The organism is Flavonifractor sp. An112, from assembly GCF_002161085.1.
In the GTDB taxonomy this organism is placed as follows: domain Bacteria; phylum Bacillota; class Clostridia; order Oscillospirales; family Oscillospiraceae; genus Flavonifractor; species Flavonifractor avicola.
The window spans coordinates 70,330-85,197 of the sequence record NZ_NFLU01000011.1 but is presented as its reverse complement, the minus strand read 5'-3'; the positions used below and the strand labels follow the sequence as shown (position 1 = coordinate 85,197).

At 60.7% G+C, this 14,868-nt stretch carries 12 protein-coding genes and 1 other annotated feature; of the genes, 5 read left to right on the top strand and 7 right to left on the bottom strand.

Annotated elements, in window-relative coordinates; translation table 11 throughout:
- Nucleotides 1–181: 181 nt before the first annotated feature.
- The 3 genes from B5E56_RS10870 to coaBC all read right to left on the bottom strand — a co-directional run bounded on the left by B5E56_RS10870 (nucleotide 182) and on the right by coaBC (nucleotide 4,832).
- On the bottom strand, nucleotides 182–1,573 hold the full coding sequence (locus B5E56_RS10870; protein WP_087389976.1) for a tryptophanase: 1,392 nt from the start codon (nucleotides 1,571–1,573) through the stop codon (nucleotides 182–184).
- Nucleotides 1,574–1,811: 238 nt separating this feature from the next.
- Nucleotides 1,812–3,248 (bottom strand): glycine--tRNA ligase, encoded by a 1,437-nt coding sequence (locus B5E56_RS10865; RefSeq protein WP_087389973.1) that lies wholly within the window; start codon nucleotides 3,246–3,248, stop codon nucleotides 1,812–1,814.
- A gap of 127 nt (nucleotides 3,249–3,375) precedes the next feature.
- Nucleotides 3,376–3,577 (bottom strand) — a binding site (T-box leader).
- A gap of 55 nt (nucleotides 3,578–3,632) precedes the next feature.
- Nucleotides 3,633–4,832 (bottom strand): bifunctional phosphopantothenoylcysteine decarboxylase/phosphopantothenate--cysteine ligase CoaBC, encoded by a 1,200-nt coding sequence (gene coaBC, locus B5E56_RS10860; protein WP_087389970.1) that lies wholly within the window; start codon nucleotides 4,830–4,832, stop codon nucleotides 3,633–3,635.
- 254 nt (nucleotides 4,833–5,086) lie between these two features.
- Between coaBC and B5E56_RS10855 the strand changes: the two genes are divergently transcribed.
- Complete coding sequence (locus tag B5E56_RS10855) at nucleotides 5,087–5,773, top strand: ECF transporter S component (protein WP_087187258.1); 687 nt, start codon at nucleotides 5,087–5,089, stop codon at nucleotides 5,771–5,773.
- Between the two features lies 1 nt (nucleotide 5,774).
- Nucleotides 5,775–6,515 (top strand): type III pantothenate kinase, encoded by a 741-nt coding sequence (locus B5E56_RS10850; RefSeq protein WP_087389967.1) that lies wholly within the window; start codon nucleotides 5,775–5,777, stop codon nucleotides 6,513–6,515.
- 190 nt (nucleotides 6,516–6,705) lie between these two features.
- Here the strand turns inward: B5E56_RS10850 and B5E56_RS10845 are convergent, their stop codons facing one another.
- Nucleotides 6,706–7,575, bottom strand: a complete 870-nt coding sequence (locus B5E56_RS10845) for a YihY/virulence factor BrkB family protein (protein ID WP_087389964.1) — start codon at nucleotides 7,573–7,575, stop codon at nucleotides 6,706–6,708.
- A 135-nt stretch (nucleotides 7,576–7,710) separates the two neighbouring features.
- The gene (rpsT, locus tag B5E56_RS10840; RefSeq protein WP_087187261.1) at nucleotides 7,711–7,974 is read right to left on the bottom strand and encodes a 30S ribosomal protein S20; all 264 of its coding nucleotides are present in this window, start codon (nucleotides 7,972–7,974) and stop codon (nucleotides 7,711–7,713) included.
- A gap of 199 nt (nucleotides 7,975–8,173) precedes the next feature.
- Between rpsT and gpr the strand changes: the two genes are divergently transcribed.
- The gene (gene gpr, locus B5E56_RS10835; RefSeq protein ID WP_087389961.1) at nucleotides 8,174–9,076 is read left to right on the top strand and encodes a GPR endopeptidase; all 903 of its coding nucleotides are present in this window, start codon (nucleotides 8,174–8,176) and stop codon (nucleotides 9,074–9,076) included.
- A 51-nt stretch (nucleotides 9,077–9,127) separates the two neighbouring features.
- Here gpr and lepA read toward each other — a convergent pair whose 3' ends face one another.
- Nucleotides 9,128–10,936, bottom strand: a complete 1,809-nt coding sequence (lepA, locus tag B5E56_RS10830; protein WP_087389958.1) for a translation elongation factor 4 — start codon at nucleotides 10,934–10,936, stop codon at nucleotides 9,128–9,130.
- Between the two features lie 188 nt (nucleotides 10,937–11,124).
- A complete protein-coding gene (locus B5E56_RS10825; protein ID WP_087267636.1) occupies nucleotides 11,125–11,820 on the bottom strand; it encodes a helix-turn-helix domain-containing protein in 696 nt (231 codons plus the stop codon).
- A 181-nt stretch (nucleotides 11,821–12,001) separates the two neighbouring features.
- Here B5E56_RS10825 and pta point away from each other — a divergent pair, with 181 nt between their 5' ends.
- On the top strand, nucleotides 12,002–12,985 hold the full coding sequence (gene pta, locus B5E56_RS10820) for a phosphate acetyltransferase (RefSeq protein ID WP_087389955.1): 984 nt from the start codon (nucleotides 12,002–12,004) through the stop codon (nucleotides 12,983–12,985).
- A gap of 353 nt (nucleotides 12,986–13,338) precedes the next feature.
- Nucleotides 13,339–14,826: a peptidoglycan DD-metalloendopeptidase family protein gene (locus tag B5E56_RS10815; protein ID WP_087389952.1), complete on the top strand. Its 1,488-nt coding sequence runs from the start codon at nucleotides 13,339–13,341 to the stop codon at nucleotides 14,824–14,826.
- The last annotated feature ends 42 nt before the right edge of the window (nucleotides 14,827–14,868 follow it).

Here is a 14,868-nt window from a genome sequence, read left to right as displayed (position 1 = left end):
GCTTTTCCGCGGTTTTTTTGCGCTGAGCCGTTCGACCGGGCGCACAGGCGCGCCTGTCCAAACAAAGCGGACGTTGACTTTGTTCCGGCTGAGGGGGGTCTCCCCGGTACAGTTTGTACCATCTGGTTGTAAAAATGCGGACCGGGACCCGGTGTCAGGCCCCGGTCCGGGGCCCGTGTGATTACAGCAGCTCGAAACCGGCGGTGAAGTGCCGCAGAGCGGTAATGGGGCCTTCATAAACCAGCTTCATGCCCTTGTACTCGTCACGGTGCTGGTAGATGTACTCCAGTGCGTCCACGATGCAGTCCAGGTGGTTGTTGGTGTACACCCGGCGGGACACCGAGATGCGCATCAGCTCCAGAGCGGGCCAGATGGGCTCGCCGGTGACGGGGTCCTTGCCGCCGAAGGCGCAGGCGCCCATCTCCACGGCCCGGATGCCGGCCTCCTCGTAGAGGGCCACCACCAGCCGCTGGGCGGGGAACTCGCACTGGGGGATGTGGGGGAAGAACCGGCGGGCGTCCACATAGATGCCGTGGCCGCCGCTGGGCTCCACGCAGGGGATGCCCTTCTCCTTCAGGCGGTCGCCCAGGTACTTGACCTGGTTGATGCGGTACTCCAGGTACTCGTCGGTGGTGGCCTCCCGCAGACCCACCGCCAGAGCCTCCATGTCACGGCCGGACTGGCCGCCGTAGGTGATGAAGCCCTCGTGGACAATGGCCTGGACGTTGGAATAGAGGTAGAAGTCGTGGTTGCGGGTGACGATCAGGCCGCCGATGTTCACCAGGCCGTCCTTCTTGGAGCTCATGGTAGCGGTTTCACAGTAGGAGAACATCTCCCGGGTAATCTCCTTGATGTCCTTGTTCTCATAGCCGGGCTCCCGGGTCTTGATGAACCAGGCGTTCTCGGCCAGACGGGCCGAGTCGATGACCACGGGAATGTTGTGGGCCTTGGCAAACTCGCTGACCGCCTTGATGTTGGCCATGGACACGGGCTGGCCGCCGTTGTTGTTGCAGGTGACGGTGATGATGATCACCGAGATGGCGTCCTCGCCGTGCTCGTCAATGATCTTCTGCACCTTGTTCAGGTCGATGTTTCCCTTAAAGTCCTCGGCGGGGCTGGCGGCGTCCAGGCCGGCGTCGATGACGCAGTCCACAGGAATGGCGCCCAGGATCTCGGCGTTGCCGTGAAAAGTATCAAAGTGCATATTGCCCACGGCATACTTGCCGGGCTTGGCGTAATACTGGGCCATGATGAAGTCGGCGCCGCGGCCCTGGTGGGTGGGCTGGACGTAGGGCATACCGAACACTTCCTGGGCGGAGGCCTCCAGCTTATAGAAGCTCTTGCAGCCGGCGTAGCTCTCGTCGCCCAGCATCATGGCGGACCACTGCTCGGTGCTCATGGCGGAGGTACCGGAATCGGTGAGGCAGTCCACATACACGTCCTCGGCCTTCAGACGAAAGGCGTTGTACTGGGCGTCCTTCAGAGCCTGGGTGCGGTAGGCCCGGGTGGTCTTCTTGATGGGCTCCACCACTTTGATGCGGAAGGGCTCAGCGGTCTGGAAGTTGCGTTCCATAAAAGACACTCCTTTTAAAAATATTTTTGCGGCGATAAAAAACTTTACCTTCTGTGAAAATATTATCATCATTGAAGCTGTGTGTCAATTATGTAATAATAAATCAAACTATGTAAGAAAAGTTGTGCGATTTAGACAAATATACATGATGTAAGAAAAATTAACATCACTATTTGGCGGGTTTTGACAGAAAAAAGCTCCGGTTCACAAAGAACCGGAGCTTTTTTGTCCTTTATACTCAGAACTTCACGCGCTCGGCAATATAAGCCTTGACCTGATCCATGGGGATTCTGACCTGCTCCATGGAGTCGCGCTCACGGATGGTGACGCAGTTGTCGGCGGGGGTGTTCTCGTCGCCCACGGTCTGGAAGTCCAGGGTGATGCAGAAGGGGGTGCCGATCTCGTCCTGGCGGCGATAGCGCTTGCCGATGGAGCCGGCGTCGTCGTAGTCCACCATGAAGTCGCGGGCCAGCTCGTCCCGAAGCTGCTGGGCGGGGCCGGCCAGCACTTCCTTCTTGCTCAGGGGCAGCACGGCGCACTTGAAGGGGGCCAGAGCAGGGTGGAGGCGCAGCACGGTGCGGATGTCGTCGTTGCCCTTCTTGTCCTGGCCCACCACCTCCTGGTCGTAGGCGTCCACCAGGAAGGCCAGAGTCACACGGTCGGCGCCCAGGGAGGGCTCCACCACGTAGGGGATATAGTGCTCGCCGGTCTCCTGGTCGAAGTAGGTCATGTCCTTGCCGGAGGTGTTCTGGTGCTGGGTCAGGTCGTAGTCGGTACGGTCGGCCACGCCCCACAGCTCGCCCCAGCCGAAGGGGAAGAGGAACTCGAAGTCGGTGGTGCCCTTGGAGTAGAAGCACAGCTCCTCGGGGCTGTGGTCACGCAGCCGCAGGTTCTCCTCCTGCATACCCAGGCTCAGCAGCCACTCCTTGCAGAAGGAGCGCCAGTACTGGAACCACTCCATGTCGGTGCCCGGCTTGCAGAAGAACTCCAGCTCCATCTGCTCGAACTCACGGGTGCGGAAGGTGAAGTTGCCGGGGGTGATCTCGTTGCGGAAGGACTTGCCCACCTGGCACACGCCGAAGGGCAGCTTCTTGCGGGTGGTGCGCTGGATGTTCTGGAAGTTGACAAAAATGCCCTGGGCGGTCTCAGGCCGCAGGTACACGGTGTTCTTGGCGTCCTCGGTGACGCCCTGGAAGGTCTTGAACATCAGGTTGAACTGACGGATGTCGGTGAAGTTGTGCTTGCCGCAGGTGGGGCAGGGGATGTTGTTCTCCTCGACGAAGTTCTTCATCTCCTCCTGGGAGAAGGCGTCGATGGGCTTGGGCAGCTCCACGCTGTTCTCAGCGCACCAGTCCTCGATGAGCTTGTCGGCGCGGAAACGCTCCTTACACTCCTTACAGTCCATCAGAGGATCGGAGAAGCCGCCCAGATGGCCGGAGGCCACCCAGGTCTGGGGGTTCATGAGGATGGCGGCGTCCAGACCCACGTTGTAGGGGTTCTCCTGGACGAACTTCTTCCACCAGGCCTTCTTGACGTTGTTCTTCAGCTCCACACCCAGAGGGCCGTAGTCCCAGGTGTTGGCCAGGCCGCCGTAGATCTCGGAGCCGGAGAAGATGAAGCCCCGGCCCTTGCACAGGGTGACGATTTGCTCCATGGTCTTTTCGGTGTTTTTCATGGTACAATCAAACTCCTTTTGTTTGTAATTTATACATATATGGTACCGTTTCCCTCATCCGCCCCAGTGTGCGCACTGGGGCACCTTCCCCCAGGGGAAGGCTAAGAAAAAACCGCCCTGAGCCTAAGCTCAGGGCGGAAAAATCCGTGGTACCACCTGAATTCGGACAAGTTGTCCGCACTCGAACCCGGTAACGGCGGGGGACCGGCGGGGCATTGCCTCCCCGCGGCTCACGGGCGCCTTCCCTCCACCTCCGCCGGAGCCTTGCACCGTCCGGCTCCTCTCTGGTGCGGAAACATGGGGGTACTCTTCCCGATCACTGCCTTATCGCGGGCTATTCTATCATTTTTTCCCCCTACCGTCAAGGCAAAAAGGGGGGAATCCTCACCGGCGGCCCATAATTTCGTCCAGCAGGGCGTGGGCGGCCTCCTCCTTGCTCATGAGGGGTAGTTCCTTGGCTCCGTCGGCGGCGATGAGGGTGAGCACGTTGGTATCCACCCCAAAGCCCGCACCCGCCTGCTTCAGGTTGTTGGCGGCAATGAGGTCGATGTGCTTTTTCTCCAGCTTCTTTTTGGAGTTGGCCACCATGTCTCTCGTCTCCATGGAGAAGCCGCACAGGAACTGACCGGGCACCCGGTGCTCACCCAGCCAGGCCAGGATATCGCTGGTGCGGGCCAGGGGGAGGGAGAGGTCGGAATCATTGCCGCTCTTCTTGATCTTGTCCTCCGCCACGGAAGCGGGGCGGTAGTCGGCCACGGCGGCGGCCTTGATGATGATATCCTGCTCCGGCGCCCGGCTGGTCACCGCATCAAACATATCCTGGGCGGACACAATGTCCACCACCTCCATGTAGGGGGGCTTTTTCAGGTTCACCGGCCCGGACACCAGGGTGACCTGGGCCCCCCGGGCGGCGGCGGCTTTGGCGATGGCGTAGCCCATCTTGCCGGTGGAGTGGTTGGTGAGATAGCGCACCGGGTCCAGAGCCTCCCGGGTGGGACCGGCAGTGACCAGCACCTTAAGGCCGGTCATATCCTTCTCGTGGCTGAGGGCGTGGAGGACGGTCTCCAGCAGGTCCTCCGGCTCTGGCATCTTGCCCTTGCCCACGGCCCCGCAGGCCAGACGGCCGCTGGCGGGCTCCACGATCTCCCAGCCATACTTGCGCAAAATGTCCAGGTTGTCCTGGGTGACGGGGTTCTCGTACATTTTGGTGTTCATGGCGGGGGCGGCGATCTTGGGGCAGTTGCAGGCCAGAATAGTGGTGGTGAGCATATCGTCGGCCAGGCCGTGGGCCAGCTTGGCCAGCACGTTGGCGGTGGCGGGAGCCACCAGCACCAGATCGGCCTGGTCGGCCAGAGCGATGTGCTCCACCTGGAACTGATAGTTGCGGTCGAAGGTGTCCACGCTCACCCGGTTGCCGGTGAGGGACTCAAAGGTGTGGGGACCGATGAACTCGGTGGCATTTTTGGTCATGAGCACCTGGACGTTGGCCCCCTGCTTCACCAGGGCGGAGGCCAGGTTGGCGGATTTGTAGCAGGCGATGCCGCCGGTGACCCCCAGCAGCACGGTTTTTCCTTTTAACTGCATAGCAAGAAGCTCCTTATGATCTGTAGGGACGGCCTTCCGCCGCCGTGATGTGTCCCTCAATTATAGCAGACACAAAGTAAGTTTTCCACATTCCCATTGCATTTTGGGGATAAAACCGCTATAATATCTGCGGCTGTCCCCGTCGGGGACCGCTGTACTCTCAGGAGACGGCAGGTCCCAGCCCATCGGTGGTCAGTCACCCAAAATATGCGCTGTATCCTCTTAAGAGGAACGGCAGCTGGAGGTAATTGAATATGAAAAAAGCGCTCACCCGGTCTCAGCGGAGCAAGCAGGTGCAGGGTATGGCCATTCTGGCGATGTTTACCGGCATCATCTTTTTGCTCACCTTTACACCCCTGGGTCTTATCGACCTGCCTGTGATCAAGGCCACCATTCTCCATGTGCCGGTCATCATCGGTTCCATTCTGTTGGGGCCCAAGAAGGGCGCGTTCCTGGGAGGAATGTTCGGTCTGTCCAGCATGATCAAAAATACGCTGGTACCCGGTCTTTCCTCCTTTGTGTTTTCCCCCTTCATTCCCGTGCCCGGCCTGGACCGGGGCAGCCCCTGGGCTCTGTTCATCTGCTTTGTGCCCCGTATCCTGGTGGGCGTCACCCCCTGGCTGGTGTACACCCTCATTAAGACCCTCTTCCGCAAGTCCAACGCCGGTATCCAGACGGTTGGCATGGTGATCGCCGGTATTGTGGGCGCGCTCACCAACACCGCCCTGGTCATGGGCTCCATCGGCGTCATCTTCACCGAGGCCTATGCCGCCGCCCAGGGTATCCCCGCCGACGCGGTGCTGGGCTTCATCCTGGGCATCGTGGCCGCCAACGGCGTGCCCGAGGCCATTGTGGCCGCCGTCATCACCCCCGCGGTGTGCGTGCCCATGGTGCGGGCTCTCAAGCTGGAGAAAGCTCCCGCTGCCGTTCAACCCGCCTGAGATGCTGCTCACCGTTGACATTGGCAACACCACCGTTGCCGTAGCGGGCCTGCGGGGGGATCAGGTGGCCTTTGTAAAAAAGCTGCCCAGTGACCCCGCTCTGGACTGGACCGCATCTCTCCAAGATCTGCTGGAGGGGGTGGAGGCCAAAGGGGCCGTTCTCTCCTCGGTGGTGCCCGCCCTTACCGGCCCGGTAGGGGAGGGGCTGAAGGCCATCACCGGAAAGCCTGTCCTGGTGGTGGATAAAACCACCCACACCGGTCTGGATCTCAGCGGCTACGACACCGCCAACCTGGGCATGGACCGGGTGGTGGACTGCGTGGCCGCTCTGGCCCGTTATACGCCCCCGGTGGCAGTCTTTGATATGGGCACCGCCACCACCCTGTCGGTGGTGGACAGGGGCGGCCTCTTCCGGGGCGGCATGATCCTGCCCGGCCTGGCTCTGGGCCTGGAGGCCCTGTCCGCCCGGGCCGCCCAGCTGCCCCCCATCACCCTGTCCACGCCGGAGGGGCTGCTGGGGACCGACACCGTGTCCTGCATGAAGTACGGCGCTCTCTACGGGGCCGCCGGGGCCATTGAGGGCATTGTCAGGCGGCTGGAGGAGGAGCTGGGCCCCCTGACGGTGGTGCTCACCGGCGGCAACAGCACTCTGGTACGCCCTCTGCTCTCCATCTCCACCGCCTGGGAGCCTCACCTGACCTTCCTGGGATTAGCAGAGATTTGGAAGCAAAATAACCGATAAAAAAGGGCCTGTTGCAAAATAGCTGTTTTGCACAAACCTGTCATTGCGAGCCAGTGCGCACACTGGCGTGGCAATCCGTTTCCCCGGCAAAAGGGACGGATTCCCACGAAAAACGGCCGCCCGGTGGGCGGCCGTTTTTCTCGGAATGACGGGTCTTTGTACGAGCTGCACATTTTGCAACAGGCCCTTTTTATTTCTCTTCTTTTTTTAAATCTTTCAGCAGCTTCAGCTTTTTGTGCTTGTACCACACGCAGTTGAAGATGTTGCCGATGATGAGGATGTTGCCGCACAGGTAGAGCCACACCAGCATGATAATGATGGAGGCCAGGGACCCGTACACCAGGGAATACCGGGAGGACAGGCCGATGAACCAGGAAAACAGGATGGAAAAGATGGAGAGCACCACCGCGGTCAGAAAGGCCCCGGTCATCACCGGCGGGCGTGGTTTGCCCTGGGGGGCGGCCACCCGATACACCAGCATCACGAAGAGGAATACCAGCAGAAAGAGGAGCAGAAAGCGCATCCACTGCCAGTCCCAGGGCAGGGAGTTGGTATCCAGATGGAGCAGCCGCTCCGCCGCCTGGAAGAGCCAGCCGCCGGTGAGAAGCACCACTAAAGAGAGGAAGATGGTGACCAGCAGCAGCAGGGCAAAGAGCACGCTGGCGATCACCTGCCGCAGGCCCCGGTAGCCCTTACGGCCATAGATCTCCTCCATAATGTTCATCAGGGCCCGGAAGGCCGCCGAGGCAAAGAACACCGTCATGAAAACCCCTGCAATGAGCAGGCCGGGAGACTGATTGGTGGTGATATAGCCCACATACTCCATCAGAATATCCCGGGCCGCCCTGGGCAGCAGGGGGGAGGCGGCAGCCAAAATCTCCTCCAGATCCACCGGCAGCAGGCTGATAAAAGCATTGATGCAGATGAGCAGGGGGAAAAAGGACAGGATGAGAAAGTAGGCCAGCTCCGCCGCCGAGCGGGAGATGTGCTTGGAGAAATAAATGTCCACCATCTCCAGCGCAAATTTCACCGGCTTCTTTTTCAGCAGCTCTTTGGGCATGGGCCCACCTCCCGGACACAGGTTCCTTTTAGATATACCATAAAATGGAAGATAATGCAAGGGGAGAAACCGGCCGGTCCCGTTTGGGCAGCAAAAAACCGCCTGCATGGCAGGCGGTTTCATGTTGACCACAGATCAGGCCAGCTTGTTCAGCTTGATGGTCATGGCGCTCTTCTTGTGCGCAGCGTTGTTCCGGTGCAGCAGACCATGAACCACGGCCTTGTCGACCGCCTTAACGGCCACCTTGTAAGCGCCCTCGGCCTCGCTGCGGTTGCCTTCAGCCAGCGCAGCCTCAAACTTCTTGATGTCGGTCTTGAGAGCGGACTTCGCAGCCTTGTTCTGCATGGCCTTGGTCTCGTTCACCAGGACACGCTTCTTGGCAGATTTAATATTCGGCAAACCAAACACCTCCTCCGATGACGATAGTAAATACACATAGTTTGCCTGTGCATTTTTACATTCTAGCAGGAAGCAAGAGAAATTGCAACAGTTTTTTTTAGGTTTTTTCACTTTTTTTGTATATGGGGCCGCTCTCCGCAAAAAATAGAGGCAAGCAGCATACAAAACACCATATCTTGGGGTGTACAGGAGGACGCATATGGAACAAAGAAGGACGGATTTGGCGCTGGAGGCCGCCCAGCTGTGGCGGGAGGGGGGCAATACCGGGGAGCTGCCCGGCGTGACTCAGGAGGAATCCACCCGGGAGGGCTACCCGGTGACCACGGTCAAAGTGCTGGATGACCGGGGGGCAAAGGCCATCGGCAAGCCGGTGGGCACCTACGTGACGGTGGACCTGTCGGCTCTGGTCCGCCGGGAGGAGGACGCCTTTGGCCGGGCGGCCCGGGCGGTGGCGGCGGAGCTGAAAGTCCTGCTCAAGCTGCCGGAAGGGGCCCCTGCCCTGGTGGTGGGGCTGGGCAACCGGGCTATCACCCCGGACAACATCGGACCCGCTGCCGCCGACCACACCATGGTCACCCGCCATCTGGTGGAGCAGGTGCCGGAGCACTTCGGCTCCTTCCGGCCGGTGGCCGCTCTGGCGGCGGGGGTGCTGGGCACCACCGGCGTGGAGAGCGGGGAGCTGGTGCGGGCGGTGACCGAAAAGATCCGCCCCTCCTGCGTCATCGCGGTGGACGCCCTGGCCTCCCGCAGCCTAAGCCGGGTGTGTACCACCGTCCAGCTGGCCGATACCGGCATCACCCCCGGCTCCGGGGTGGGCAACGCCCGGGCGGCCCTGGACCGGGCCAGCCTGGGGGTGCCTGTCATCGCCGTGGGGGTGCCCACGGTGGTGGATGGGGCCACCCTGGCCGCCGACCTGCTGGCTGAGGCGGGTCAGGCCCATCTGGACCCCCAGGCCCTTCAGGGGGCGGGGGAGGGGCTGATGGTCACCCCCAGGGACATCGACGCCCGGGTCACCGACCTGGCCAAGGTGGTGGGGTTCGGCATCAACCTGGCCCTCCAGACCGGTCTGACGGTGGAGGATGTGGAGCTGTTCCTCAGCTGAGGAGGCGGATACAAAAAAGACCTGCTGCAATCATGCAGCAGGTCTTTTGCCTTATTCTTCGTCCAATTTAAGCACGGCCATAAACGCCTCTGTCGGGATCTGAACCGTACCAAGGCTCCGCATCTTCTTCTTGCCCTCTTTCTGCTTCTCCAGCAGCTTCTTCTTTCGGGTGATGTCGCCGCCGTAGCACTTGGCCAGCACGTCCTTGCGCATGGCTTTGACGGTTTCCCGGGCAATGACCTTGCCGCCAATGGCGGCCTGGACCGGAACCTCGAAGAGCTGACGGGGGATGTTCTCCTTCAGCTTCTCGCACAGACGGCGGGCACGGGGATAGGCCTTGTCCTTGTGGGCGATAAAGGAGAGAGCGTCCACCTGGTCGCCGTTGAGGAGCATATCCACCTTCACCAGCTCGGAGGGCTCGTAGCGGTCCATCTCATAGTCCAGAGAGGCATAGCCCTTGGTGCGGGCCTTCAGGGTGTCGAAGAAATCGTAGATGATCTCCCCCAGAGGCATGGAGTAGTGGAGCTCCACCAGATTGGTGTCCAGATACTGCATATCCTTGTACTCGCCCCGGCGCTCCTGGCACATGGGCATGATGTTGCCCACATAGTCGGGGGGCGAGACGATGGACACCTTGGCGTAGGGCTCTTCCGCCATTTCAATGACGGCGGGATCGGGGTAGTTGTGGGGGTTATCCACCATGACCACGCTGCCGTCGGTCCTGGTGATGCGGTAAATAACGGAGGGCAGGGTGGTAATCAGATCCAGGTCAAACTCCCGCTCCAGCCGCTCCTGGATGATCTCCATGTGGAGCATCCCCAAAAAGCCGCAGCGGAAGCCGAAGCCCAGAGCCACGGAGGATTCCGGCTCGAAAGACAGGGAGGCGTCGTTGAGCTGGAGCTTCTCCAGGGCGTCCCGCAGGTCGGGGTACTTGGAGCCGTCCTCGGTGTAGATGCCGCAGTACACCATGGCCCGGGCGGGGCGGTAGCCGGGCAGAGGCTGGTTGGCGGGAGAATCGGCGCCGGTGATGGTGTCGCCCACCTGGGTGTCCTTCACATTCTTGATGGAGGCGGTGAAGTAGCCCACCTCGCCGGCGATGAGCTCCTTGCAGCTCTCCATGCCCAGGGGCAGCAGGTGACCGCACTCCAGCACCTGATAAGTGGCGCCGGAGGCCATCAGCTTTACGTTCATGCCGGTCTTGATGGTGCCTTCCATCACCCGGAAGTAGACGATGACGCCCCGGTAGGCGTCGTACTGGCTGTCAAAGATGAGGGCCTTCAGGGGGGCATTGGGGTCCCCCTTGGGGGCGGGGACATTCTTCACGATGTCCTCCAGCACGGCGGGGATGTTGATGCCCACCTTGGCGGAGATCTCGGGGGCGTCCTGGGCGGGGATGCCGATGATATTCTCGATCTCGTCCTTCACCCGCTGGGGGTCGGCGGCGGGCAGGTCGATCTTGTTGACCACCGGCAGGATCTCCAGGTCGTGCTCCATGGCCAGGTAGGTGTTGGCCAGGGTCTGGGCCTCAATGCCCTGGGCGGCGTCCACCACCAGAATGGCGCCCTCGCAGGCGGCCAGGGACCGGGACACCTCGTAGTTGAAGTCCACATGGCCCGGGGTGTCGATGAGGTTGAGCTCGTAGGTGTTGCCGTCCTCGGCGGCGTAGTTGAGCTTGACGGCCCGGGCCTTGATGGTAATGCCCCGCTCCTTCTCCAGGTCCATGTTGTCCAGCAGCTGGGACTCCATCTCCCGGGCGGTCACGGCGTTGCACTGCTCGATCAGCCGGTCGGACAGGGTGGACTTGCCGTGGTCGATGTGAGCAATGATCGAGAAGTTACGAATCTTGGATTGATCAGTCATAGACAAACCTCCAGTTGGGGGATGAACCAAATCAAAGCCCAGCGCAGCGGGTTTGATTTGGAGAGGACGAGCAACGGAATGAGTGAGCTTTGCCCGTCAGGGGAAAGCGAAGGATATGGAGTTTGGGAGGACGAGGTCATACCTCCCGTAATGATGTGATTTTGGTGATGGGGTGGGGGGAAGGTCTGTTACTTCTCCCGGCGCTCTGCCGTCCGGCGGTTGATACGTTCGCCGGTATTGTGGATGATCTGGAGCAGGGACTGGTACAGGCCGGGATAGTTCTCCATCAGGGCGTCGTTGTTCATGGGAGGGAAGTTGCCCTTGTCCTTGACGTGGGCGGCCAGGGCCTCGGTGTAGTCGGCCTCGGCGCAGATCATGTCGGCAAAGGGCACCCCGGCAGTGAACTGCCGGGCGGGGACGGAGAAAAAGTCCTCGTTCTGGGTGCCGTCCGCCCGGTAGAGGTGGCGGAACAGCTTATAGATGGCGGTGCCCAGATAGTCGGCGGCGGCGTTGATGGCCTCCTTCTTGCCGGTCTTGCCCAGCAGGTCAAAGAGCACGCCGGTGGAGTTGACCAGCAGCTTCTTGTTCAGGGTGGCCAGGATGGAGCCGTGGAGCACGTTGTCCTTCTCGGTGGAGTAGTCGTACAGCTCCTCGGCGGCGATGGTTGTGCCGTCCCGGCTCAGGGTCCGGCCCAGCAGGAAGTCGGCGGATACGTTATAGTAGTTGCAGGCCTTGATGACAAAGGCCAGGCCGGGCTCCCGGACGCCGTTTTCATAGTGGGACAGCAGCGCCTGGCTGATGCCCAGGTCCTTGGCCACCGCCCGCTGAGACGCGCCCTTCTCCTGCCGCAGCAGAGACAGGCAGCGGGAAAAATCAGAAGTCATAGCACACCTCTCCTAAAAAACAGTGTGTATAGTATAATTGCAAAAATACCAAAAGTAAAGCGGATTTTTCCACAATATTTTTTCGTACTGGTCCTTGTGATTGTCCTGAGAGCAGGTGTATAATAGCTATACCGCCAAGTATTTGGCAAAAGTACGGAACTTTGAAATGGAGGAGATTCCCATGGCTATTCATATGTTTCAGACCCTGATTGACACTCTGAAGAAGAGCCCCAAGCGCATCGTGTTCACCGAGGGCACCGACCCCCGTATCCTGGAGGCCAGCGCCCGTCTGCTGGCCGGTACCTTCCTGACTCCCGTGCTCATCGGTAACGAGGAGGAGGTCAAGGCCGCCGCTGAGGAGGCCGGCTACAACATCCGGGGCGCCGAGATCATTGACCCCGCCACCTATCCCGAGATGGATAAGCTGGTGGACGCCATGGTGGAGCTGCGTAAGGGCAAGATGACTCCCGATGAGTGCCGCGCTGCTCTGAAGAAGGGCAACTACTTCGGCACCATGCTGGTGAAGGTGGGCGTGGCCGACTGCCTGCTGGGCGGCGCCACCTACTCCACCGCCGACACCGTCCGTCCCGCCCTGCAGCTGATCAAGACCAAGCCCGGCAACAAGATCGTGTCCTCCTGCTTCATCCTGGTCCGTGAGGGCGTGGGCAACAACACCGTGCTGGCCATGGGCGACTGCGCCATCAACATCGATCCCACCGAGGACGAGCTGGTGGAGATCACCACCGAGGTGGCCCACTGTGCCCGTACCTTCGGCATCGACCCCAAGGTGGCTATGCTGAGCTACTCCACCAAGGGCTCCGGCAAGGGCGAGACCGTGGACAAGATGCGTCACGCCTACGAGAAGGTGCTGGCCACCAATCCCGACTTTGCCGTGGACGGCGAGCTGCAGTTCGACGCCGCCGTGTCTCCCAAGGTGGCTGAGACCAAGTGCAAGGACTCCAAGGTCGCCGGTCAGGCCAACACCTTTATCTTCCCCAACATCAACGCCGGCAACATCGGCTACAAGATCGCCCAGCGTCTGGGCGGCTTCGATGCCTACGGCCCCGTGCTGCTGGGCCTGAACGCCCCCATCAACGACCTGTCCCGCGGCTGCAACGCCCAGGAGGTCTATTCTATGGCTATTATCACTGCTGCGCTGGCTTAATCAGTTACTTACGGAAACCGGAGCACTCGTCAGGGTGCTCCGGTTTTTTAAATATGGAAGGCTTCCGGCAAATTGACAAAAAAGTTTGGCGGACAGGGGCGGAAAACCGCCGGTCTTGGGGGTGGGGCGGTTCCTTTTTTGTCCTATCCACCAGATGTCGTGGTGTGAAAATTCCTTTCTCCACAGGGAGAGAAACTGTTCGCTTTTCCCGGAAAGCCTTGACTTTTGGATCAGATGCGTGTATCATTACGACTGTAACCATTTGTAACCTTTTCGTTTCCGGCTGTTACCGATCGGATACAGACCGGATACAGACTCATTGATATTCCACGATATAGGAGGGGAATCCCCCCATGGACGAGATCCTTCATATTCCACAGGAACGGGAGACTGAGAGCCTGACCGCCCGTCTCCGGGCCAAGGCCCAGGCTGCCGGCGCCGCGTTCCGCACCGGCGCCAAGCGGTTCCAGCACTGGACCGACGCCGCCACTGCCGGCGGCCGCCGCATCATCAGCCCCTTCCACTTCCTGGCTGTGGCCGCCGTTGTGGGCGTGGCCGCTGTGGTCACCTCCGTTTACACCCCCGCCTATGTGGTGGAGATGAACGGCGTGGCTCTGGGCACCGTCACCTCTCCTCAGGTCTTTGAGGACGCGGTGGATCGGGTAGAGGCCCGGGCCACGCAGATCCTGGGATATGACTACACTCTGGACGGTGATATTGCCTACTCCTTCGCCCTGGCTGAGCAGGAGAACATTACCCCCGCCGCTGAGTTTGAGACCTATCTCTTCGATCAGATCGGCGACGTGATGAAGAACTATGTGCTCACCGTCAACGGCCAGTTTATCGGCGCCGCCCAGGACCGTGAGACTCTGGATATCGTTCTGGACCAGGTGAAGGCCCCCTATATCAATGAGAACACCATCTCCGCCGAGTTTACCTCCGGCGTGTACATCACCCACGAGTACACCGCCTCCGACGTCAACCAGGATGCCGACGCCATGGTGGCCGCCCTCACCGCCAATCAGAACGGCCAGACCACCTATGAGGTGCAGCAGGGCGATACCTTTGTGGACATCGCCGTGGCCAACGGCATGACCCTGTCCGAGCTGGAGGCCCTCAACCCCGGTGTGGACAGCAGCCGCATTTACATCGGTCAGATCGTCAACGTGAAGGAAGAGATCCCCTTCCTGTCCGTTAAGACGGTGGATCACGTGACCTACACCGAGGAGATTGCCTGCCCTGTGGTGGAAGTGGAGGACGACTCCATGTACCAGGGTGAGTCCAGGGTACTGGACGCCGGCGTGCCCGGCGAGCAGGTGGTCACCGCCGATGTGTCCTACCTCAACGGCGTGGAGCAGGAGCGCACGGTGCTGGAGACCCAGGTCACCCGTGAGGCCACCAACAAGGTCATCGCGGTGGGCACCAAGGTGCGGCCCTCCTGGCTGCCTACCGGCACTTACATCTGGCCGGTGTACGGCAACATCACCTCCAGCTTTGGTTACCGCTCCATCTTCGGCTCCTACAGCTACCACAGCGGTCTGGACATCGCCACCTCCTACGGCACCACCATCAAGGCCGCCGACGGCGGCACCGTGGTGTGGTCCGGCACCGGTACCGGCAGCTACTGGAGCTACGGCAACTATGTGGTCATCGACCACGGCAACGGCAAGCGCACCCTGTACGCCCACTGCTCCAGCCTGCTGGTCTCCACCGGCGAAAAGGTCTACCAGGGCCAGCCCATCGCCCGTGTGGGTTCCACCGGCCGGTCCACCGGCAACCACTGCCACTTTGAGATACAGATCAACGGCACTGCCGTCAACCCCCTGGCCTACCTGGGGTAAGATCATCAAACATAAAAAGCCCGGCGCGTCATACGACGCGCC

Excerpts from the sequence above, each read along its gene's own strand:
- coaBC (WP_087389970.1), bottom strand. The coding sequence starts at position 4,832 with ATGCAGTTAAAAGGAAAAACCGTGCTGCTGGGGGTCACCGGCGGCATC.
- B5E56_RS10855 (WP_087187258.1), top strand. The coding sequence starts at position 5,087 with ATGAAAAAAGCGCTCACCCGGTCTCAGCGGAGCAAGCAGGTGCAGGGT.
- B5E56_RS10865 (WP_087389973.1), bottom strand. The coding sequence starts at position 3,248 with ATGAAAAACACCGAAAAGACCATGGAGCAAATCGTCACCCTGTGCAAG.
- B5E56_RS10845 (WP_087389964.1), bottom strand. The coding sequence starts at position 7,575 with ATGCCCAAAGAGCTGCTGAAAAAGAAGCCGGTGAAATTTGCGCTGGAG.
- B5E56_RS10870 (WP_087389976.1), bottom strand. The coding sequence starts at position 1,573 with ATGGAACGCAACTTCCAGACCGCTGAGCCCTTCCGCATCAAAGTGGTG.
- B5E56_RS10825 (WP_087267636.1), bottom strand. The coding sequence starts at position 11,820 with ATGACTTCTGATTTTTCCCGCTGCCTGTCTCTGCTGCGGCAGGAGAAG.
- lepA (WP_087389958.1), bottom strand. The coding sequence starts at position 10,936 with ATGACTGATCAATCCAAGATTCGTAACTTCTCGATCATTGCTCACATC.
- pta (WP_087389955.1), top strand. The coding sequence starts at position 12,002 with ATGGCTATTCATATGTTTCAGACCCTGATTGACACTCTGAAGAAGAGC.
- gpr (WP_087389961.1), top strand. The coding sequence starts at position 8,174 with ATGGAACAAAGAAGGACGGATTTGGCGCTGGAGGCCGCCCAGCTGTGG.
- B5E56_RS10815 (WP_087389952.1), top strand. The coding sequence starts at position 13,339 with ATGGACGAGATCCTTCATATTCCACAGGAACGGGAGACTGAGAGCCTG.
- B5E56_RS10850 (WP_087389967.1), top strand. The coding sequence starts at position 5,775 with ATGCTGCTCACCGTTGACATTGGCAACACCACCGTTGCCGTAGCGGGC.